Annotated in this window: 18 protein-coding genes; 10 read left to right on the top strand and 8 right to left on the bottom strand. The window is 68.0% G+C overall.

Annotation, left to right across the window (positions count from 1 at the left end):
* Positions 1 to 191: 191 nt before the first annotated feature.
* The 8 genes from AC1Z3O_RS01905 (at position 192) to AC1Z3O_RS01870 (ending at position 8,427) form a co-directional block, all read left to right on the top strand.
* Complete coding sequence (locus AC1Z3O_RS01905) at positions 192 to 1,682, top strand: FAD-linked oxidase C-terminal domain-containing protein (protein ID WP_483513068.1); 1,491 nt, start codon at positions 192 to 194, stop codon at positions 1,680 to 1,682.
* Between the two features lie 7 nt (positions 1,683 to 1,689).
* Positions 1,690 to 2,598, top strand: coding sequence for an ion transporter (locus tag AC1Z3O_RS01900; protein WP_483513067.1), 909 nt, complete (start codon positions 1,690 to 1,692; stop codon positions 2,596 to 2,598).
* Positions 2,599 to 2,649: 51 nt separating this feature from the next.
* Positions 2,650 to 3,744, top strand: coding sequence for a glycolate oxidase subunit GlcE (gene glcE, locus AC1Z3O_RS01895; protein ID WP_483513065.1), 1,095 nt, complete (start codon positions 2,650 to 2,652; stop codon positions 3,742 to 3,744).
* A gap of 41 nt (positions 3,745 to 3,785) precedes the next feature.
* Positions 3,786 to 5,030, top strand: a complete 1,245-nt coding sequence (glcF, locus tag AC1Z3O_RS01890; protein ID WP_483513063.1) for a glycolate oxidase subunit GlcF — start codon at positions 3,786 to 3,788, stop codon at positions 5,028 to 5,030.
* A gap of 1,125 nt (positions 5,031 to 6,155) precedes the next feature.
* Complete coding sequence (locus AC1Z3O_RS01885; RefSeq protein WP_483513061.1) at positions 6,156 to 6,521, top strand: CidA/LrgA family protein; 366 nt, start codon at positions 6,156 to 6,158, stop codon at positions 6,519 to 6,521.
* A 2-nt stretch (positions 6,522 to 6,523) separates the two neighbouring features.
* On the top strand, positions 6,524 to 7,246 hold the full coding sequence (locus AC1Z3O_RS01880) for an LrgB family protein (protein WP_483517496.1): 723 nt from the start codon (positions 6,524 to 6,526) through the stop codon (positions 7,244 to 7,246).
* Positions 7,247 to 7,334: 88 nt separating this feature from the next.
* A complete protein-coding gene (locus AC1Z3O_RS01875) occupies positions 7,335 to 7,715 on the top strand; it encodes a VOC family protein (protein ID WP_483513059.1) in 381 nt (126 codons plus the stop codon).
* A gap of 22 nt (positions 7,716 to 7,737) precedes the next feature.
* Positions 7,738 to 8,427, top strand: a complete 690-nt coding sequence (locus tag AC1Z3O_RS01870) for a helix-turn-helix transcriptional regulator (protein WP_483513057.1) — start codon at positions 7,738 to 7,740, stop codon at positions 8,425 to 8,427.
* A 22-nt stretch (positions 8,428 to 8,449) separates the two neighbouring features.
* On the opposite strand, the gene AC1Z3O_RS01865 is transcribed toward AC1Z3O_RS01870, so the two are convergent.
* From AC1Z3O_RS01865 to AC1Z3O_RS01855, 3 genes are all read right to left on the bottom strand, one after another.
* Positions 8,450 to 8,950 (bottom strand): glutathione peroxidase, encoded by a 501-nt coding sequence (locus AC1Z3O_RS01865; RefSeq protein WP_483513055.1) that lies wholly within the window; start codon positions 8,948 to 8,950, stop codon positions 8,450 to 8,452.
* A 73-nt stretch (positions 8,951 to 9,023) separates the two neighbouring features.
* Positions 9,024 to 10,163 (bottom strand): PilT/PilU family type 4a pilus ATPase, encoded by a 1,140-nt coding sequence (locus AC1Z3O_RS01860; RefSeq protein WP_483513053.1) that lies wholly within the window; start codon positions 10,161 to 10,163, stop codon positions 9,024 to 9,026.
* 58 nt (positions 10,164 to 10,221) lie between these two features.
* Entirely contained in the window at positions 10,222 to 11,265 is a 1,044-nt protein-coding gene (locus tag AC1Z3O_RS01855; RefSeq protein ID WP_483513051.1) for a type IV pilus twitching motility protein PilT, read from the bottom strand.
* 178 nt (positions 11,266 to 11,443) lie between these two features.
* Between AC1Z3O_RS01855 and AC1Z3O_RS01850 the strand changes: the two genes are divergently transcribed.
* Together AC1Z3O_RS01850 and proC are read left to right on the top strand one after the other, a co-directional pair.
* Positions 11,444 to 12,151 (top strand): YggS family pyridoxal phosphate-dependent enzyme, encoded by a 708-nt coding sequence (locus tag AC1Z3O_RS01850; protein WP_483513049.1) that lies wholly within the window; start codon positions 11,444 to 11,446, stop codon positions 12,149 to 12,151.
* 52 nt (positions 12,152 to 12,203) lie between these two features.
* Positions 12,204 to 13,040 carry a pyrroline-5-carboxylate reductase gene (gene proC, locus AC1Z3O_RS01845; RefSeq protein WP_483513047.1) on the top strand — a complete coding sequence of 279 codons (837 nt, stop codon included), beginning with the start codon at positions 12,204 to 12,206 and terminating at the stop codon, positions 13,038 to 13,040.
* Between the two features lie 106 nt (positions 13,041 to 13,146).
* Here proC and ubiA read toward each other — a convergent pair whose 3' ends face one another.
* The 5 genes from ubiA to recG all read right to left on the bottom strand — a co-directional run bounded on the left by ubiA (position 13,147) and on the right by recG (position 20,003).
* A complete protein-coding gene (ubiA, locus tag AC1Z3O_RS01840; RefSeq protein ID WP_483513045.1) occupies positions 13,147 to 14,034 on the bottom strand; it encodes a 4-hydroxybenzoate octaprenyltransferase in 888 nt (295 codons plus the stop codon).
* Between the two features lie 131 nt (positions 14,035 to 14,165).
* Entirely contained in the window at positions 14,166 to 14,651 is a 486-nt protein-coding gene (locus AC1Z3O_RS01835) for a Dps family protein (RefSeq protein ID WP_483513043.1), read from the bottom strand.
* A 165-nt stretch (positions 14,652 to 14,816) separates the two neighbouring features.
* Positions 14,817 to 16,259, bottom strand: a complete 1,443-nt coding sequence (locus tag AC1Z3O_RS01830; RefSeq protein ID WP_483513041.1) for a catalase — start codon at positions 16,257 to 16,259, stop codon at positions 14,817 to 14,819.
* Positions 16,260 to 16,685: 426 nt separating this feature from the next.
* A complete protein-coding gene (locus AC1Z3O_RS01825; protein ID WP_483513040.1) occupies positions 16,686 to 17,636 on the bottom strand; it encodes a LysR substrate-binding domain-containing protein in 951 nt (316 codons plus the stop codon).
* A 183-nt stretch (positions 17,637 to 17,819) separates the two neighbouring features.
* Positions 17,820 to 20,003, bottom strand: a complete 2,184-nt coding sequence (gene recG / locus AC1Z3O_RS01820; RefSeq protein ID WP_483513039.1) for an ATP-dependent DNA helicase RecG — start codon at positions 20,001 to 20,003, stop codon at positions 17,820 to 17,822.
* Between the last annotated feature and the right edge of the window lie 138 nt (positions 20,004 to 20,141).

The following is a 20,141-nucleotide window of genomic DNA, read 5'->3' as shown; positions in this document are numbered from 1 at the left end:
TATCATGCCAATGGGAAACCCATGCGCGCGGCGCGGCAGCGGCCGCCGCGCGGCATGAACGGTCTTGATCGGCCTGGCGCGCCGAATCCACGCCTGCCACGGGCAAGCCCGACGCACGGCTGCGCTATAGTCATCGGCCCCTGTGCTGCGCGCCCCGGCGCGCGCCGCGCAAGGCCACCACAGGAGTTGCCATGAATGCCCCGCACGAAGCCAAGCCCGTCACCGAGGCAAGCCGCAAGGCGCTGCTCGACGGCCTGGCCGCGATCCTGCCCGACGCGGCCCTGCTGACCCGGCCGGAGGACACCGCACCCTACGAGTGCGACGGCCTGGCCGCCTATCGCCAGCTGCCGCTGGCCGTCGCCCTGCCCGACCACGAGGACCAGGTCGTCGCCGTCCTGCGCCTGTGCCACAAGCTGGGCGTGCCGGTGGTGCCGCGCGGCGCCGGCACCAGCCTGTCGGGCGGCGCGATGCCCGTCGCCAACGGCCTGGTGCTGTCGCTGGCCAAGTTCAAGCGCATCATCGGCGTGGACTCTCGCTCGCGCACCGCCGTGGTCCAGCCCGGCGTGCGCAACCTGGCCATCTCCGAGGCCGCCGCGCCCTACAACCTCTACTACGCGCCGGACCCGTCCTCGCAGATCGCCTGCACCATCGGCGGCAATGTCAGCGAGAACTCGGGCGGCGTGCACTGCCTGAAGTACGGCCTGACCGTGCACAACGTGCTGCGCGTGCGCGCGGTCACCATGGAGGGCGAGGTGGTCGAGTTCGGCTCCGAGGCGCCCGACTCTCCCGGCCTGGACCTGCTGGCCGTGATGATCGGCTCGGAAGGCATGCTGGCGGTGGTGACCGAGGTCACCGTGCGCCTGATCCCCAAGCCGCAGTTAGCCCAGGTCATCATGGCCAGCTTCGACGACGTGGAAAAGGGCGGCAATGCCGTGGCCGACGTGATCGCCGCCGGCATCATCCCGGCCGGCCTGGAGATGATGGACAAGCCGGCCACCGCCGCGGTGGAGGAATTCGTGCGCGCCGGCTATGACCTGGACGCCGCCGCCATCCTGCTGTGCGAGTCCGACGGCACCCCCGAGGAGGTGGCCGAGGAGATCGCGCGCATGAGCGAGGTGCTGCGCGCCTCGGGCGCGACGCGCATCGCCGTCTCGCAGAGCGAGGCCGAGCGGCTGCGCTTCTGGAGCGGGCGCAAGAACGCCTTCCCCGCCGCCGGCCGCATCTCGCCGGACTACTACTGCATGGACGGCACCATCCCGCGCAAGCACATCGGCACGCTGCTCAAGCGCATCGAGCAGATGGAAGGCACGTACGGCCTGCGCTGCATCAACGTCTTCCACGCCGGCGACGGCAATATGCACCCGCTGATCCTGTTCGATGGCTCGGACCAGGACGAATGGCACCGCGCCGAGCTGTTCGGCGCCGACATCCTGGAGACCTGCGTCGAGCTGGGCGGTACGGTCACCGGCGAGCATGGCGTGGGCGTGGAGAAGCTGAACTCCATGTGCGTGCAGTTCGCGCCGGCCGAGCGCGAGGCCTTCTTCGCCGTCAAGGCCGCCTTCGACCCCGCGCGGCTGCTGAACCCGGACAAGGCCATCCCCACGCTGGCGCGTTGCGCCGAGTACGGCAAGATGCACGTGCGCCGGGGCCTGCTGCCCCATCCGGACCTGCCGCGCTTCTGAGGCCACCATGTCCCGACCGATGCAACAAGAGATGCTGCGCCAGCGGCTGGGCCGGCCCGAGACCGGCTGGCGCCAGCATTGGTACACCATCATCTTCGAGGCCGACACACGCGCCGGCCGGCTGTTCGACATCACGCTGCTGGCGGCCATCGTCGCCAGCGTGCTGGTGGTGGTGCTCGACAGCCTGCCCGCCGTGCACCAGCGCCTGGGCTCCTTCTTCACGGCGCTGGAGTGGATGTTCACGCTGCTGTTCAGCGCCGAGTACGCGATGCGGATCCTGGTGGTACGCAGGCCGCTGCGCTACGTGTTCAGCTTCTTCGGCATCATCGACTTCATCTCGATCGTGCCGACCTGGCTTGCCTTCTTTGTGCCCGAGCTGGCCTTCCTGATCGACGTGCGCCTGCTGCGGCTGCTGCGCGTGTTCCGGATCCTGAAGCTGACGGTGTACTTCGAGGAAGCGCAGCTGCTCTACACGGCGCTGGCCAACAGCCGCCGCAAGATCGGCGTCTTCCTCTGCACCGTCTGCATCATCACCGTGATCCTGGGCACGGTGATGTATGTGGTCGAAGGTCCGGACCAGGGCTTCACCAGCATTCCGACCAGCATGTACTGGGCGGTGGTGACGCTGACCACCACTGGCTTCGGCGACATGGTGCCCAAGACCCCGCTGGGCCAATTCATCACCTCGCTCACCATCCTGCTCGGCTACGGCATCATCGCCTTCCCCACCGGCATCGTGGGCGCGGAACTGGCCGCCAACATCATCCGGCGCCCGCTCACCACGCGCACCTGCACCCACTGCCTGAGTGAGGGGCACGATGCCGACGCGCACTTCTGCAAGCACTGCGGCAGCGCGATGGCGCCACACCAGAACGACATGGACATCCCCGCGGGCAAACCGCTGCCCAGGCCCTGACCACCCGCGGCCGATGCCGATAGAACAGAGACAGAACCGAGACAGAACCCCATGCAAGACAAGCTCGACGCCTTCCGCGATGCCATCCGCCAGGCCACCGACCGGCGCACCCCGCTGCGCCTGCGCGGCGGCGGCAGCAAGGACTTCTATGGCCAGACGCCTGCCGGCGAGCTGCTCGACACGCGTGGCTGGCGCGGCATCGTCGAATACGATCCGGCCGAGCTGGTGGTGACGGTCCGTTGCGGCACGCCGCTGGCGGAGCTGGAGGCGGCGCTGGCCGAGAAGCGCCAGATGCTGGCCTTCGAGCCGCCGCATTTCGATGGCGGCGCCGGACTGGCCACGGTCGGCGGCGCGGTCGCGGCCGGGCTGTCCGGGCCGCGCCGGCAATCGGCGGGCGCGCTGCGCGACTTCGTGCTCGGCGTCCAGCTGATGGATGGCCGCGGCGAGGTGCTCAACTTCGGCGGCCAGGTGATGAAGAACGTGGCGGGCTACGACGTCTCGCGCCTGCTGGCCGGCTCGCTGGGCACGCTCGGCCTGATCCTCGAAGTTTCGCTCAAGGTGCTGCCGATCCCCTTCGCCGACGCCACGCTGCGCTTCGACTTCACGCAGCAGCAGGCGCTCGACGCGCTCAATGAATGGGGCGGCCGCCCGCTGCCGATCGCGGCCTCGGCCTGGCACGACGGCGCGCTGCACGTGCGCCTGTCCGGCGCGGAGGCAGCGCTGCGCGCGGCGCGCGCGCAACTCGGCGGCGAAGCCGTCGCGGAAGAGGCGGCGCCCGCCCTGTGGCACGCGCTGCGCGAACAGACCCACCCCTTCTTCGCCCCGTCGGCGGCCGGACGCGCGCTGTGGCGCATCGCCGTGCCGACCACGGCCGCGCCGCTGGACCTGCCCGGCGCGCAGCTGGTCGAATGGGGCGGCGGCCAGCGCTGGTGGTTCGCCGAGGACGACAGCCCCGGCACCGCGGCCAAGGTACGCGCGGCGGCGCAGGCCGCGCGCGGCCACGCCACGCTGTTCCGCAACGGCGACAAGTCGGTGGGCGTGTTCACGCCGCTGTCCGCGCCGCTGGCGGCCATCCACGCGCGGCTGAAGGCCTCCTTCGACCCGGCCGGCATCTTCAACCCGCAACGGCTCTACCCCGGGCTCTGATGCCCGCGCCCGCCAGACACTGACCCCACGGCACCGAGACCATGCAAATCACACTGGCCGATTTTCTCCGCAACACGCCCGAAGGCGAGGAAGCCCAGTCCATCGTCGGCAAGTGCGTGCACTGCGGCTTCTGTACCGCCACCTGCCCCACCTACCAGCTGCTGGGCGACGAGCTGGACGGCCCGCGCGGGCGCATCTACCTGATGAAGCAGGTGCTCGAAGGCCAGCCGGTCACCGAATCCACCCGGCTGCACCTGGACCGCTGCCTGACCTGCCGCAACTGCGAATCGACCTGCCCCTCGGGCGTGCAATATGGCCGCTTGGTGGACATCGGGCGCCAAGTGGTGGACGACCGCCTGGAAGCCGCCGGGGTGGAACGCCCGGCCGCCGAGCGCGCGATGCGCTGGGTGCTGCGCGAAACGCTGACCCGCCCCGCGCTGTTCGGCCCGGCGCTGCGCCTGGGGCAGATGGTGCGTCCGCTGCTGCCCGTGGCGCTGCGCAATAAGGTGCCGCCGCTGCAAGACGCCGGCACGCGCCCGCGCCGCGCGCTTGCGCGCAAGATGCTGCTGCTGGAAGGCTGTGTGCAGCCCGCGATGTCGCCCAATATCAATGCCGCCACCGCGCGCGTATTCGACCGCCTCGGCGTGGAAATGGTGGTGGCGCGCGAGGCTGGCTGCTGCGGCGCGATCCGCTACCACATGGGCGACCATGTCGGCGGGCTCGACAATATGCGCCGCAATATCGACGCCTGGTGGCCGCACGTCGAAGCCGGCGCCGAGGCCATCGTGATGACGGCCTCGGGCTGCGGCGTGATGGTCAAGGAATACGGCCACCTGCTGCGCCACGATCCCCGCTACGCCGACCGCGCGCGCCGCATCTCGGCGCTGACACGCGACCTGTCGGAAATCCTGCCGGACTTCGCCGCCGACCTGCAAGCCCAGGCCGGCGCGGTGCCGCGCGAAGGCCGGCGCGTGGCCTACCACCCGCCCTGCACGCTGCAGCACGGGCAGCAGATCCGCGGCAAGGTTGAAGCATTACTGGGCCGCCTGGGTGTGGAGGTCAAGCTATGCGCCGACAGCCACCTGTGCTGCGGCTCGGCAGGCACCTATTCGGTGCTGCAGCCCGAACTCTCCTACAAGCTGCGCGACGAAAAGCTGGCCAAGCTGCAGGCTTGTGAGCCGGAGGCTATCGTGTCGGCCAATATCGGGTGTATCACGCATCTTCAGAGTGGGACGGAGACGCCGGTGATGCATTGGATTGAGTTGGTGGATCGGGTGTTGGGGTGAGTGGTTTGGCTTTGGGCTTCGGGCTTCGGGCTTCGGGCTTCGGGCTTCGGGCTTCGGGCTTCGGGCTTCGGGCTTCGGGCTTCGGGCTTTGGGCTTTGGGCTTTGGGCTTTGGGCTTTGGGCTTCGGGCTTCGGGCTTTGGTCTGCTTGTGACGTCGCGTTTTGTTTAGCGGCGTTGGCTGTTGAACCCAACGACCGTACGACATCCCCCTTCGGGGGCTGCCGGTCACTTTTCTTTGCGTTCTGCAAAGAAAACTAACGAAAAGAAAGCAGACCCTGCCGGGGGCCGAGCAATAAGGCTCGCTTGGGTTGTCGCCAGCTGGGGTGGGCGTGTCGGCTCTGCTGGCCTCTGCCGGTCGCGTTGCCACTGACCACGTCCTTGCGGCCTTCCTGAGTTGTATTGCTTTGCCCGTGATGGCGGGCGGCAACGGTGGTTCGACCATCTGCCGTTACCGGGGCGGGTGGCCGCTATCTACCGAGCGGTGCTGGTTTCATTGCAGGGAAGTGGCCCCCCGGTTTGAAGCCTGGGCGCTACTGCGAGCGCTCGCGAGTGAAACGCAAAGTGGTCGATGTGGAGTGTCACTCTAGATGGGGCCCGCGATCCGTACGTTCCTTCGCTGAAATCCTCACGCAATCGCGCTTGCTGTCCGCCCCGCTGGGGGGCCCCAGGCCTGCAATGCGACCATCCATGCCGATCAGGAAGTGGCGATCCGAGCCGGTAACGGCAGATGGTCGAACTACCACTGTCGCCCGTCATCACGGGCAGAGCAATACAAGTCAGGATGGCGGCAAATCCGTGGTTGCCCGCCTCGCGAACGGTAGAGGCCAGCAAAAGCGATAAGCCCACGACAGCTGGCAACGCCCTCCGGAAGCCTTATTGCTCTGCCCCCGGCAGGGTCTGCTTTCTTTTCGTTAGTTTTCTTTGCAGAACGCAAAGAAAAGTGACCGGCAGCCCCCGAAGGGGGATGTCGTACGGTCGTTGGGTCCAACAGCCAACACCGCCCGAGAAAGCACGATACCCAGTGCAAACGGCCGTGCAATAGCAGTAGCAATAGAAGGACAGAGCCCCCCGTGGAGTACCATATCCCGCGACCAAGTCTCCCCCCTGAAAGGGCCTCGACCCCCAATGCTCCAAACCTTCGCCATCCTCCTGGTATTCCAATCCATCGGCGAGGTGATCAGCTACGCCCTGCACCTGCCCGTCCCCGGCCCGGTAATCGGCATGATCCTGCTGTTCGCCTGGCTGGTCTTCGACGACCGCCTGCTGCCCGTAATTCAGGGCACCTCCAGCGAACTGCTCAAGCACCTGTCCCTGCTGTTCGTGCCGGCCGGGGTCGGGATCATGGTTCATGTGCGGCGCATCGAGGGCGAGTGGCTGCCCATCGCCATCGCGCTGGTGCTGTCGACCTGGCTGGCGATCGCCACCACGGCAGTGGTCACGCGCATGCTGATGCGCCGTGCCGCGCCCGCGCAGGGAGGCGAGCAGCCATGACCATGACGCCCCGCCTGAACGAGATCTGGGTCTACCTCGCGGCCACGCCGCTGCTTGGGCTGACTGCCACGCTGCTGGCCTATGTGTTCGCGCACCGGATCTACGAACGCGCGCGTTTCTCGCCGCTGGCCAATCCCGTGATGATCGCGGTGGCCCTGCTGGTGACGGTGCTGACCGTGACCGGCACGCCCTACCAGACCTATTTCGACGGCGCGCAGTTCGTGCACTTCCTGCTGGGGCCGGTCACGGTGGCGCTGGCGGTACCGCTCTACCTGCAACTGCCCAAGCTGCGCACCCACGTACTGCCGCTGCTAGGCGGCCTGTTCGCTGGCTCGCTGGTGGCAGTGGTGTCGGCCGTCGGCATCGGCTGGATGCTGGGTGCCTCGCCGCAGACGCTGCTCTCGCTGGCGCCCAAGTCGGTCACCATCCCGATCGCCATGGGCGTGGCCGAGAAGATCGGCGGCCTGCCCTCGCTGACGGCGGTGCTGGTGATGTTGACCGGCATCATCGGTGCGGTCAGCGCCAGCGGCGTGCTGAACCTGCTGCGCATCCGCGACGACAGCGTGCGCGGCTTCGCCACCGGCGTGGCGGCGCACGGCATCGGCACTGCGCGCGCCTTCCAGGTCAACCAGGAAACAGGCGCCTTCTCGGCGCTCGGCATGGGCCTGAACGGCGTGCTGACGGCCATCCTGGTGCCCATCCTGGCGGCCTGGATGCCACGCTGAGCAGGCGGCGCACACGATACTGACAGGACGCTGTCAGGAGCGGCCGCGCATGATGCGATCTCCCCCAACCCTGACTGCAGGAGGCATCATGAAACACGGTCTGATCAACTGGCTGGAGATCCCGGTGGCCGACATGGCGCGCGCCATGCGCTTCTATGAGCGCGTATTCGACGTCAAGCTCAAGCGCGAGACCATGAGCGACCTGGACATGGCAGTCTTCCCCAACCCCGACCCGGGCGGCGCGCTGGTCGCCGGGGAAGGCTTCCGTCCCGGCGCCGATGGCCCGCTGCCCTATCTGCATGCCCCCCTGCTCGACGCCCTGCTGGCGCGCGTGAAGGAGGCTGGCGGCAATGTCCTGTTCGGACCGCTGCTGCTGCCCGACAACATCGGCCGCATCGCGCACTTCGCCGACAGCGAGGGCAACCGCATCGGCCTGCACGAGCCGCCCGCGGGCGCCGCGCACGGCTGACAGGCCCGCCAATGAGCCGCCGATGAGCCGCCGCGCCGACCGCCTCTTCCAGATCGTCCAGGTGCTGCGCGGGCGCCGGCTGACCACGGCCGCGCTGCTCGCGCAGCGCCTGGGCGTGTCCGAGCGCACCGTCTACCGCGACATCCAGGCGCTGTCGCTGTCGGGGGTGCCGGTGGAAGGCGAGGCCGGCATCGGCTACCGGCTGCGCGCCGATTTCGATGTGCCGCCGCTGATGTTCGATGCACTGGAAGTTGAGGCCATGGTGGCCGGCCTGCGCCTGCTCAAGGCCTGGGGCGGCGGCGCACTGGCGGCGGCGGCGGACCCGGCGCTGGAGAAGCTGGTGGCGGCGCTGCCGCCGGCGCGCCGCATCGCCGCGCAGCAGAGCCGCATCTTCGCGCCCGAGTTCGTCAACCCGGCGCGCGTGCGCGACACCTTCGATGTGGTCCACGCCGCTCTGGGCGGACAACGCCTGCTGGAGCTGGATTATTGCGATGCCCAGCAGCGCATCACCGAGCGCGTGGTGCAGCCGCTGGGCTTGTTCTTCTGGGGCAATGCCTGGCTGCTGGCTGCGTGGTGCACCACGCGCACCGACTACCGCAGCTTCCGCCTCGATCGCTGCCGCACCATCCGCATGCTCGATGCGCAATTTCACGAAACGCCCGACCGCTCGCTGAACGGCTTCCTGCGGGCAGTGCAGGCCAGCGGGGCATAGCGCCTGCGCTGGCCTGCAACTCTCAGGCGGCCGGCGCCGTCTCGGCCAGCAGCGCCTCGATGTCGCGCTTCAGCTCATCAGGCTTGGTGGACGGCGCATAGCGCTTGAACACCGAGCCGTCGCGGCGCAGCAGAAACTTGGTGAAGTTCCACTTGATGGCCGCGGTGCCCAGTACCCCCCGCTTCTCCGTAGTCAGCCAGCGGTACAGCGGATGGGCTTCCGGCCCCTTGACGTCGATCTTGGCGAACATCGGGAAGCTGACCTGGAAGCGCGTCTCGCAGAACTGCGTGATCTGCTGCGCGTCGCCGGGCTCCTGTTTGCCGAACTGGTTGCAGGGAAAGCCGAGCACGTCGAAGCCGCGCCCGGCATAGGCTTCCTGCAGCGCTTGCAAGCCGGCGTACTGGGGTGTGAAGCCGCACTCGCTGGCGGTGTTGACGACCAGCAGCACCTTGCCGCGGAACTGCGACAGCGGCATCGGCTGGCCGCCCAGCGAGGCGGCCTCGAACTGGTAGACATTGCTCATGATGGACTCTCCGATGGGGACGGCCAAAGCATAGCGCGGCCGGCGCTGTTACGCGCGCCGGCGTGCCCGCCGCTCAGATCACGTTCAGGTGCTCGGTGCCGGCGGCAAGGTCGCTGTCCCGGCTACTGGCGCTGTGCAGCTTGATCATCAGGCGCAGGTCGTTGAGCGAATCGGCATTGCGCAGCGCGTCCTCGTAGCTGATCTTGTCTGCCTCGTACAGATCAAACAGCGCCTGGTCGAAGCTGATCATCCCCTGTTCGCGGGATTTCTTGATGACCTCCTTCAGCTCGTGGATCTCGCCCTTGAAGATCAGGTCGGCCACCATCGGCGTGCCGATCATGATCTCCACCGCCGGCACCCGGCCCTTGCGGCCCTTGAGCGGCAGCAAGCGCTGCGAAACCATGGCCTTCAGGTTCAGCGACAGGTCGATCAGCAATTGCTGGCGCTTTTCCTCGGGGAAGAAGTTGACGACGCGGTCGATGGCCTGGTTGGCATTGTTGGCGTGCAGCGTGGCCAGGCACAGGTGGCCGGTTTCCGCGTACTGCATCGCGTATTCCATGGTCTCGCGGTCACGGATCTCACCGATCAGGATCACATCGGGCGCCTGGCGCAGCGTGTTCTTCAGCGCCACGTGCCAGCTGTCGGTGTCGATACCCACCTCGCGCTGCGTGACGATGCAGTTCTGGTGCGCGTGCACGTACTCGATCGGGTCCTCGATGGTGATGATGTGCCCATAGGAATGCGCATTGCGGTGATCGAGCATGGCCGCCAGCGTGGTGGACTTGCCCGAGCCGGTGGCGCCGGTGACGATCACCAGGCCGCGCTTGGCCATCACGATATCGTGCAGCGTGGCCGGCAGGTCCAGGTCGGCCACGGTGGGAATGCGCGTGTTGATGGTCCGCAGCACCATGCCGGCCTTGCCCTGCTGGATGAAGGCCGAGGCGCGGAAGCGCCCTGCGTTCGGCACCGACAGCGCGAAGTTGCATTCGCGGCTGTTGTCGAATTCGGCGATCTGGCGCTCGTTCATGATCGAGCGCACCAGGCCGAGTGCCTGCGTGGGGTTGAGCGGCTGCTGCGAGACCGGCGTGATCTTGCCATCCACCTTGATGGCGGGCGGGAAGTCGGCGGTGATGAAGAGGTCGGAGCCGCGATTGCCTACCATCAGCACCAGCAGCTCGTGGATGTACTTGGCAGCGGATTCGCGATCGAGCATGGCGCAGTCCTGCGGTTGGGCGGTTGAACGAGGTGGCGGATCGGCCCGGCGTCCCGCCTCAGGCAGCGAAGGCGTCGGGGTTCTTGGCGATGGCGCGCGCGTCGTTGTAGTGGATCACGCTGCGCTTGATCAGGTCCGCCAGGCCCTGGTCCAGCGTCTGCATGCCCAGCCCGCTGCTGGTTTGCATCATCGAGTACATCTGGGCGATCTTGTTCTCGCGGATCAGGTGGCGGATGGCCGGGGTGGCGATCATGATCTCGTGCACCGCCGTGCGGCCGTTGCCGTCGCGCGTCTTCAGCAACGTCTGCGAGATCACTGCCTCCAGCGATTCGGACAGCATGGTGCGCACCATGTCCTTTTCCTCGGGCGGGAACACGTCGACCACGCGGTCGATGGTCTTGGCCGCGGAGCTGGTGTGGAGCGTGCCGAAGACCAGGTGGCCCGTCTCGGCGGCCGTCAGCGCCAGCCGGATCGTCTCCAGGTCGCGCAGTTCGCCCACCAGGATCACGTCAGGGTCTTCGCGCAGCGCCGAGCGCAGCGCGTTGGCGAAGGAATGGGTGTGCGGACCCAGTTCGCGCTGGTTGATCAGGCTCTTCTTCGACTGGTGCACGAATTCGATCGGGTCCTCCACCGTCAGGATGTGGCCCATGTCGTTCTCGTTGCGGTGGTCGACCATGGCCGCCAGCGTGGTGGACTTGCCCGAGCCGGTCGGGCCGGTCACCAGCACCAGGCCGCGCGGCTTCATGCACAGGTCGGCGAACACCGCTGGCGCGCGCAGGTCGTCCAGTGTCAATACCTTGGAGGGAATCGTGCGGAACACCGCGGCGGCGCCGCGCTGCGTGGTGTAGGCGTTGACCCGGAAGCGCGACAGGCCGGCGATCTCGAAGGAGAAATCGACCTCGAGGCGCTCTTCATAGGCCTTGCGCTGGACGTCGCTCATGATGTCGTACACCATCGCATGGACGTCCTTGTGCGCCATTGCGGCGACGTTGATGCGCCGCATGTCGCCGTGGATACGCACCATCGGCGGCATGTCCGCCGACAGATGGAGATCGGACGCCTTGTTCTTGACGGCGAAAGCCAATAGCTGCGCGATGTCCATCTATAATGACCCCACCCGGAAATGTGCGTGGCGCATTGCGCGTGCGGGAATTCGCCCCGCGCTCCGTCACGCCTTTTTCGTGTTTCTGCTTTTTGCTTTTTGTACTGCTTTTGTACTGACAGGTCTTCCTGACTTCCTTTTCCTACCGCCAGCCAGTCTCTGCCATGTCCGCCGGATTATGTCTGTAATCGCCGCCAACTTGCAAGCCGTCGGCCGGCGCATCGCGGCGGCCGCACAACAAGCCGGCCGCCAGCCTGGCGAAGTCGCCCTGCTCGCCGTCTCCAAGACCTTCCCGGATGGCGCCGTGCGCGAGGCCTTCGAGGCCGGCCAGCGCGCCTTCGGCGAGAACTACGTGCAGGAAGGCGTGGCCAAGGTGGCGGCGCTGGCGGACCTGCGCGAGCAGATCGTCTGGCACTTCATCGGGCCCCTGCAGAGCAACAAGACGCGGCTGGTGGCGGAACACTTCGACTGGGTGCATGCCATCGACCGGCTGCGCGTCGCCGAGCGGCTGTCGGCGCAGCGCCCGGCCGGCATGGCGCCGCTGCAGGTCTGCATCCAGGTCAATATCAGCGGCGAAGCCAGCAAGAGCGGCGTCGTGCCGGCAGAAACGCTGGCGCTGGCGCGCGCGGTGGCGGCGCTGCCCAATCTGCGCTTGCGCGGGCTGATGGCCATCCCGGAGCCGGAGGCGGATCCCGCCGCGCAACGCCGGCCCTTCGCCGCCATGCGCGAGCTGCTGGATCAACTGCGCGCGGCCGGCCTCGCCCTGGACACCCTGTCGATGGGCATGTCGGCCGATATGGATGCGGCCATCGCCGAAGGCGCCACGCTGGTGCGCATCGGCACTGCCATCTTCGGCGCGCGTCCGGCGCACGCACCGCACGGCTGAACCGGCCAAGGCCTTTTCCCTTTCTTCTCCCCTTCTTCTGCGAGAGACTGAGATGCTCGAAACCCTCACCTTCGGATTCCTCGGCGGCGGCAATATGGCCAGCGCGCTGATCGGCGGCCTCGTCGCACGCGGCGTGCCCGCCGGGTCGGTCCGGGTGGCCGACCCCTTCCCCGAGGCACAGGCGCGCCTCGCGCGCGACTTCGGCGTGCACGCGAGCGCCGCGCCTGACGCGGCGCTGGCCGCCAGCGATGTACTCGTGCTGGCCGTCAAGCCGCAGCAGTTCCGCGAAGCCGCGGCGCAACTGCTGCCGCAGCTGCAAGCCAGCGGGCGCGACCCCCTGATCATCAGCGTGGCTGCAGGCATCCGCCTGGAAGACATGCAGCGCTGGCTGGGCGGCCGCAGCCGCCTGGTGCGTGCCATGCCCAACACGCCGGCGCTGGCCGGCATGGGGATGACCGGCCTGGCCGCGCCGGCCGGTCTCGGCGAGCAGGACCGTGCCGTCGCCAGCGCGGTGGCCGAGGCGGTCGGGCAATGTCTCTGGGTGGAGAATGACGCCCAGATCGACGCAGTCACCGCCATCTCGGGCAGCGGGCCGGCCTATGTCTTCTATTTCATCGAAGCGATGGAGCGTGCGGCCACCGAACTGGGCCTGACGACCGAGCAGGGACGCAAGCTGGCGGTGGAGACCTTCCGCGGCGCGGCAGCACTGGCTGGGCAGTCGCCCGAGCCGGTCAGCACGCTGCGCGAGCGGGTGACCTCCAAGGGTGGCACCACCTACGCAGCGCTCACGGCGATGGAAGGCGCCGGCATCGGCGCGGCCTTCGTCCGCGCCATGCACGCGGCGGCCGAGCGCGGGGCGGAGATGGGGGCGGAATTCGGCAAGGATTGAGAGAGGCGTTGGCGCTTGCCGGCGGTGACGGCCAGCAAGCGCCAGAACGAAAGCGCCGGCATCACGCCGGCGCAGGAACAAGAGAGCAGAACGCCGGCAAACCCCCTCAGCGCAGCAGATACGCCCCCGCCACCCCCGCAAACACACAGGCGCCCAGCCAGTTGTTGTGGCGGAACGCGGCAAAACACTGCATGCGGTCGCGCCCGCGGATCAGGTTGTAGTGGTAGAGCGCGCAGACGACGGCTGCCGCCAGGCCTGCCCAGTACGGCCAGCCCAGTGCGAACTGCGCGCCGGCCCAGGCCATCAGTCCGAGGAAGGCCGCGTAGCACAGCATGATGGCCGCCACGTCGAAGCTTCCGAAAGTAATGGCCGAGGTCTTGATGCCGATCAGCAGGTCGTCGTCGCGGTCGACCATCGCGTAGGCGGTATCGTAGGCGACCGCCCAGAACACATTGCCCACCAGCATCACCCACGCCACCACCGGCACCTGGCCCTGCACAGCGGCGAAGGCCATCGGAATGCCGAAGCCGAAGGCAATGCCGAGGTAGGCCTGCGGGATGGCGAAGAAGCGCTTGAAGAAGGGGTAGCTGCCCGCCACGAACAGCGCCACCACGGCCAGCCACTTGGTCAGGCCGTTGAGCGGGATCACCAGCAGGAAGGCCAGGAAGGCCAGCACGCCGGCCACCATCAGCGCTTCCCACGCGGCAATCTTGCCCGCGGTCAGCGGCCGCTCCTTGGTGCGCTTGACGTGCTTGTCGAAATCGCGGTCGGCCCAGTCGTTGACCGCGCAGCCGGCCGAGCGCATCAGGAAGGTGCCGACGGTGAAGATCCAGAACAGCTGCCAGCCCGGCCAGCCGCCGGCGGCCATCCACAGCGACCACAGCGTGGGCCACAGCAGCAGCAGCGTGCCGATCGGCTTGTCGATGCGCACGAGGCGCGCATAGAGAGCGAGGCGTTCAGACAGGGTGGGCTGGTTCGGGATGGCGGAGGGCATGGCAGGCTACGGCAGGGACAACGACGACAAAGACAGCGACGACAGGTGGTGCGGAAAAACGAAAACGCGCCGCGGCCCGGACGGCCGCGACGCGTGGCGCCGGCGCGCGGGCGCCGGCTGGTTTCTGGCCATCAGGCCAGCATCGCGCGCAGCATCCACGCTGTCTTCTCGTGCGTCTGCATGCGCTGGGTCAGCAGGTCTGCCGACGGCTCGTCGGCGGCCGCATCGACCAGAGGGAAAATCGAGCGCGCGGTGCGCACCACCGCCTCCTGCCCTTCCACCAGCTTGCGGATCATATCGGTGGCATCGGGCACGCCATCCTCTTCGGGAATCGAGGACAGGCGGGCGTATTCCTTGTAGGTGCCAGGCGCCGGATAGCCCAGCGCGCGGATGCGTTCCGCGATGGCGTCCACCGCCAGTGCCAGCTCGGTGTACTGCGTCTCGAACATCAGATGCAGCGTGTTGAACATCGGGCCGGTGACGTTCCAATGGAAGTTGTGGGTCTTGAGGTAGAGGGTGTAGGTGTCGGCCAGCAGCTTGGACAGGCCCTCGGCGATCTTCTTGCGGTCCTTGTCGGAGATGCCGATGTTCACGCTCATCTCATTCTTCTTTGCCATGGTAGATACACTCCATTCCAGTGAGGTCACGAGGTTTGCCGCAAGCATGAGAACGGGGCGCGGCCCGCGCCGGGCGCACATGCGTGCGATATCGCGTCTGCATTATGGCATTAGTCGATGACGCGGGCGGGCTGGGCGACGGTGCCCGGCCCGCCCGCGCGCCGCTTACTTCAGCTTGAGCGCGCGCTTGACGCCCTCGCCATAGGCCGGATCGGCCTTGCCGAAATGCTCGAGCTGGACGCGCACGATGTCCTCCGGCACGCCCTGCATCGCCGCGGCGATATTGACGAACAGGCGCTGGCGCTGGCCTTCGTCGAACAGGCGGAACAAGGTGCCGGGCTGGCTGTAGTAGTCGCTGTCGACGCGGTGATCCCAGTGGCCGGCGGCCTGCCCGTCCAGCGTCAGCGGCGGCTCGGCGGCGCGCTCGCCGGCGGCGAAGGCGCCCTCGCGGTTGGGCTCGTAGTTCAGCTTGCCGCCCTGGTTGCCGTCCACTCTCATCGCGCCGTCGCGGTGGTAGCTGTTGTGGAAGGGGCACTTCGGCGCATTGACCGGGATCTGGTTGTGGTTCACGCCCAGGCGGTAGCGCTGCGTGTCGCCGTAGGAGAACAAGCGCCCCTGCAGCATCTTGTCAGGCGAGAAGCCGATGCCGGGCACCACGTTGGCGGGGTTCATCGCCACCTGCTCGACCTCGGCGAAGTAGTTGTCCGGGTTCCGGTTGAGCTCCATCACGCCCACGTCGATCAGCGGATAGTCCTTGTGCGGCCAGACCTTGGTCAGGTCGAAGGGGTTGATCTGGTATTGGGCCGCATCCGCCTCGGGCATGATCTGCACGCGCACATGCCAGCGCGGGAAGTTGCCGCCCTCGATGTTCTCGTACAGGTCGCGCTGCGCGCTCTCGCGGTCGCCCGCCACCACCTTGGCCGCTTCCTCGTTGGTCCAGTTGGCGATGCCCTGCTGCGACTTGAAGTGGAACTTGACCCAGAAGCGCTCGCCGGCCGCATTGATGAAGGAGAAGGTGTGCGAGCCGAAGCCGTGCATCTGGCGGTAGTTCTGCGGCAGGCCGCGGTCGCTCATCAGGATGGTGACCTGGTGCAGGGATTCCGGGTGGCGCGACCAGAAGTCCCACACGGCGATCGGGTCGCGCAGGTTGGTGCGCGGGTTGCGTTTCTGCGTGTGGATGAAGTCGGGGAACTTGAGCGGGTCGCGCACGAAGAACACCGGCGTGTTGTTGCCCACGATGTCCCAGTTGCCCTCGTCGGTGTAGAACTTGACCGAGAAGCCCCGCACGTCGCGCTCGGCGTCGGCCGCGCCACGCTCGCCGGCGACGGTCGAGAAGCGCATGAACAGCGGCGTCGTCTTGCCCACCTCGGCGAAGATCGAGGCCTTGGTGTAGCGGGTGATGTCATGGGTCACGGTGAAGCTGCCATGCGCGCCCGACCCCTTGGCGTGCACGCGGCGCTCGGGAATCACCTCGCGGTCGAAGTGAGCGAGCTTTTCGAGGAACCACACGTCTTGCAGCAGCATCGGGCCGCGCGGACCCGCGGTAAGCGAGTTCTGATTGTCGGCGACCGGTGCGCCGGATGCATTGGTAAGAATATCCTTGCTCATCGTGTCCTCTCCGGGATGGGTTGGGGAAGCGGGGCAATGGCCTGTCGTACAGGTTCAGATGGCCGCCGCGTAGCAAGCGAGACAGTCGGCCAGGCCTTGGCCGAAAGCGCGCCACGACAGCAGGCTGGCGCGCCCGGGAGGGAGGGGGATGTCGTTCATGTTGGACTCCTTTGTGGGCGCGGCGCAGGCTGCGTCGGTGAAAGGAGTCTACCTAAGCACTATCGAAATGTAGATTCAATAATTCCTAACTATGAATTAGAGAATTCCTATTCTTACGGTCAGTTCGGAATGGCACAGCCATGCGAACGAAGGAAGTCTGGAAGCAGAAGGAACGGAAAGCGGCGCGATGGCCGGCGCATGTGCGCCGGCCCCGGGATGCCGCGCGGTCACGCGCGGCGCAGGGGAAAGGCCGGGGAAAGGCCGGGCTCAGGCGGCTTCGGCCAGCGCCTTGGCAGGCAGCTTGCGCACGCCCGGCAGCTCGCAGGCAGCCACCGCGGCGGACAGCGCCTGCATAGCCGGCAGGCGGGTGAAGCTCTTGCGCCAGGCCAGCACCACGCGGCGGTCGGGCACCGGTTCGGCAAACGGCACATAGGCCAGCATGTCGTTCTTGGGCTTCATGTCGGGCACCGAGGTGCGCGGCAGGACCGTGATGCCGACACCACTGGCGACCATATGGCGGATCGTTTCCAGCGAGGAGCCCTCGAAGGTCTTCTGGATGCCGTCGGCGGCCTGCGAGAAGCGCGACAGCTCGGGGCACACGCCCAGCACGTGATCGCGGAAGCAGTGGCCGCTGCCCAGCAGCAGCATGGTCTGCTGCTTCAGTTCATCGGGGTCCACCTTGGGTTCCTGCGCGAGCTGGTGGCCGCGCGGCACCGCGACGACGAAGGGCTCGTCGTACAGTGGCTGCACGGTCAGGCCGGAATCGGCAAAGGGCTCGGCCATGATGGCGCAGTCGATCTCGCCCTGCTTGAGCAGCTCGATCAGCTTGACCGTGTAGTTCTCCTGCAGCATCAGCGGCATCTGCGGCACGGTCTCGATCATCTGCTTGACCAGCGCCGGCAGCAGGTAGGGCCCGATGGTATAGATCACGCCCACGCGCAGCGGCCCGGCGAGCGGGTCCTTGCCCTGCTTGGCGATCTCGCGGATGGCCATGGTCTGCTCGAGTACGCGCTGCGCCTGCGCCACGATCTGCTCACCTACCGGCGTCACCGACACCTCGGAGGTGCCACGCTCGAAGATCTGCACATTGAGTTCGTCTTCCAGCTTCTTGATGGCCACCGACAAGGTCGGCTGCGACACGAAGCAGGCCTCGGCCGCCCGGCCGAAATGGCGCTCACGCGCCACGGCGACGATGTACTTGAGTTCAGTGAGCGTCATGGCTATCAATGAATTCTGGTTAGGCGATAGATTTTACCTTCGATTGCCCGCCTTGTCAGATCGATAGCAGGCAAGCAGAGCGGGCATCACTTTCGCACCTATTGTGTCTACTGCGTCTACTGCGCCTATTGCACCTGTGGCGCCGGCCGCAGCGCGCGGCGGCGGGCCGCCGGCGCATGACCCTTAAGCCTTGAGGTACTGCTCCCGCCCGCCCAGCCAGCGCCCAAGATGGGCCTCGACGGCCTCCGGGTAGCGCGCCAGCATCAACTCGGCGGCTTCCTGCGCATATTCGACCAGCCAGGCATCGTGCTCCAGGTCGGCAAAGCGCAGCATGGCCTCGCCCGACTGGCGCGCGCCGAGGAACTCGCCCGGGCCGCGGATCTCCAGGTCACGCCGGGCGATCTCGAAACCGTCGGTGGTCTCGCGCATGGTGGCCAGGCGCTCGCGCGCGGTGGGCGACAGTGGCGCCTGGTACATCAGCAGGCAGACCGATTCGGCGCTGCCCCGCCCCACCCGCCCGCGCAACTGGTGCAGCTGGGCCAGGCCGAAGCGCTCGGCATGCTCGATCACCATCAGTGAGGCGTTGGGCACGTCCACGCCCACCTCGATCACCGTGGTGGCCACCAGCACCTGCAGCTGGTTGGCGGAGAAGCCGGCCATCACCTCGGCCTTGTCGGCCGGCGGCAGGCGCCCGTGCACCAGCCCCACCTTCAGCTCGGGCAAGGCCGCCACCAGGGTCTCATGGGTCTCCACCGCCGTCTGCAGCTGCAAGGCCTCGCTTTCCTCGATCAGCGGGCACACCCAGTAGATCTGCCGGCCTTCCGCCGCGGCGTGGTGCACGCGCGCGATGACCTCGTCGCGGCGAGAGTCGTTGACCAGCCGCGTCACCACCGGCGAGCGGCCCGGCGGCAGTTCGTCGATCACCGACACGTCGAGGTCGGCGTAGTAGGTCATCGCCAGCGTGCGCGGGATCGGCGTGGCGGACATCATCAGCTGGTGCGGCACGGTCTGGGCGCCCTCGCCCTCGGCGGCCGCGCGATCGGCCCCACCCTCCGCTCCACCCTCGGCCTTGCCGCGCAGCGCCAGCCGCTGCGCCACGCCGAAGCGGTGCTGCTCGTCCACCACGGACAGGCCGAGGCGGGCGAAGCGCACCGCGTCCTGGATCAGCGCGTGCGTGCCGATGACCAGCTGCGCCTCGCCGGACTCCACCCGCGCCACCGCCTCGCGCTTGGCGCGCGCCTTCAGGCTGCCGGCCAGCCATACCACCGGCACCCCCAGTGGCTCCAGCCAGGCCGAGAGCTTGCGGTAGTGCTGCTCGGCCAGGATTTCGGTGGGCGCCATCAGCGCGGCCTGGTAGCCGGCGTCGATGGCCTGGCAGGCCGCCAGTGCCGCCACGATCGTCTTGCCGCTGCCGACGTCGCCCTGCAGCAGCCGGTGCATCGGATGGGGCGCGGCCATGTCGGCGGCGATCTCCTCGACCACGCGCTGCTGCGCGCCTGTGAGCCGGAACGGCAGCGCCGCGAGGAAGCGGGTCAGCAGGCCGCCTTCGCGGCGCGCCATGGCCGGTGCGCTCTTGTCGCGCCGCGCGGCCTGGGCCCGCTTGAGAGACAACTGCTGGGCCAGCAGCTCGTCGAACTTGACGCGCTGCCAGGCCGGGTGGCGGCGCTCGGCCAGCGCGGCCTCGTCCACCTGCTGCGGCGGCGTGTGCAGCAGGCGCAGGCATTCGGCCAGCGGCCGCAGGCGCAGCCGCGCCAGCGGGCCCTGCAGCACGGGCTGCGGCAGGGTCTCGGGCAGCGGCGTGCGCGTGAGCGCGCCGCCGATGGCCTTGCGCAGATAGGCCTGCGAGATGCCCGCGGTGGCCGGGTAGACGGGGGTCAGGCGGTCGGGCAGCGCCTCGCCTTCGGTCACCGGACGCACCGTGGGGTGGATCATCTCGGCGCCGAAGAAACCGCCGCGCAGTTCGCCGCGCACGCGCAGCCGCATGCCTTCGGCCATCTGCTTGACCTGGCTGCCGTAGAAATTGATGAAGCGCAGCATCAGCTCGCCGCTGTCGTCGGCCAGCTTCACCACCAATTGCCGGCGCGGGCGCAGCGTGACCTCGTTCGAGGTGACCACGCCCTCCACCTGCACCGGCAGGCCCAGGCCGGCGCGCGAGATGGCCTCGGCCACCGGCAGCAGCGTGGTCTCGTCCTCGTAGCGCAGCGGCAGGTGCAGCACCAGGTCGACGTCGCGCTTCAGGCCCATCTTGGCCAGCCGCGCCATGGCCGAGGACGGCTTGCCGTTGGCGGCCGGCGCGGGCTTGGCGGGCGTGGCGGACCTGGCCTCAGCGGCAGCGTCGGTGTCCGGGGTTGGCGCGGTTCCAGGCATCGGGCGGGATCGGGCGGCGGTCAATGGTGGTCAGTCGTGGTCAGTCGTGTCGGTGGCGAGCCATGCCGTGCCGCGGGGCGGCGCGTGACGGCGAGTCCGCGCGCGGAGCATGGCAGGCGCGCGACGGTGCATCGCCGA

The sequence above is a fragment of the Cupriavidus sp. 09_S30 genome (assembly GCF_056930435.1).
Note: the sequence above shows the minus strand (reverse complement) of the source record. Positions and strands in the feature narration are given on the sequence as shown.

Coding starts and splice junctions, on each gene's coding strand:
- AC1Z3O_RS01855 (WP_483513051.1), bottom strand. CDS start 11,265: ATGGACATCGCGCAGCTATTGGCTTTCGCCGTCAAGAACAAGGCGTCC.
- AC1Z3O_RS01830 (WP_483513041.1), bottom strand. CDS start 16,259: ATGAGCAAGGATATTCTTACCAATGCATCCGGCGCACCGGTCGCCGAC.
- AC1Z3O_RS01900 (WP_483513067.1), top strand. CDS start 1,690: ATGTCCCGACCGATGCAACAAGAGATGCTGCGCCAGCGGCTGGGCCGG.
- AC1Z3O_RS01865 (WP_483513055.1), bottom strand. CDS start 8,950: ATGAGCAATGTCTACCAGTTCGAGGCCGCCTCGCTGGGCGGCCAGCCG.
- recG (WP_483513039.1), bottom strand. CDS start 20,003: ATGCCTGGAACCGCGCCAACCCCGGACACCGACGCTGCCGCTGAGGCC.
- AC1Z3O_RS01905 (WP_483513068.1), top strand. CDS start 192: ATGAATGCCCCGCACGAAGCCAAGCCCGTCACCGAGGCAAGCCGCAAG.
- AC1Z3O_RS01860 (WP_483513053.1), bottom strand. CDS start 10,163: ATGCTCGATCGCGAATCCGCTGCCAAGTACATCCACGAGCTGCTGGTG.
- glcE (WP_483513065.1), top strand. CDS start 2,650: ATGCAAGACAAGCTCGACGCCTTCCGCGATGCCATCCGCCAGGCCACC.
- AC1Z3O_RS01880 (WP_483517496.1), top strand. CDS start 6,524: ATGACGCCCCGCCTGAACGAGATCTGGGTCTACCTCGCGGCCACGCCG.
- proC (WP_483513047.1), top strand. CDS start 12,204: ATGCTCGAAACCCTCACCTTCGGATTCCTCGGCGGCGGCAATATGGCC.
- AC1Z3O_RS01835 (WP_483513043.1), bottom strand. CDS start 14,651: ATGGCAAAGAAGAATGAGATGAGCGTGAACATCGGCATCTCCGACAAG.
- AC1Z3O_RS01850 (WP_483513049.1), top strand. CDS start 11,444: ATGTCTGTAATCGCCGCCAACTTGCAAGCCGTCGGCCGGCGCATCGCG.
- AC1Z3O_RS01870 (WP_483513057.1), top strand. CDS start 7,738: ATGAGCCGCCGCGCCGACCGCCTCTTCCAGATCGTCCAGGTGCTGCGC.
- AC1Z3O_RS01825 (WP_483513040.1), bottom strand. CDS start 17,636: ATGACGCTCACTGAACTCAAGTACATCGTCGCCGTGGCGCGTGAGCGC.
- ubiA (WP_483513045.1), bottom strand. CDS start 14,034: ATGCCCTCCGCCATCCCGAACCAGCCCACCCTGTCTGAACGCCTCGCT.
- glcF (WP_483513063.1), top strand. CDS start 3,786: ATGCAAATCACACTGGCCGATTTTCTCCGCAACACGCCCGAAGGCGAG.
- AC1Z3O_RS01875 (WP_483513059.1), top strand. CDS start 7,335: ATGAAACACGGTCTGATCAACTGGCTGGAGATCCCGGTGGCCGACATG.
- AC1Z3O_RS01885 (WP_483513061.1), top strand. CDS start 6,156: ATGCTCCAAACCTTCGCCATCCTCCTGGTATTCCAATCCATCGGCGAG.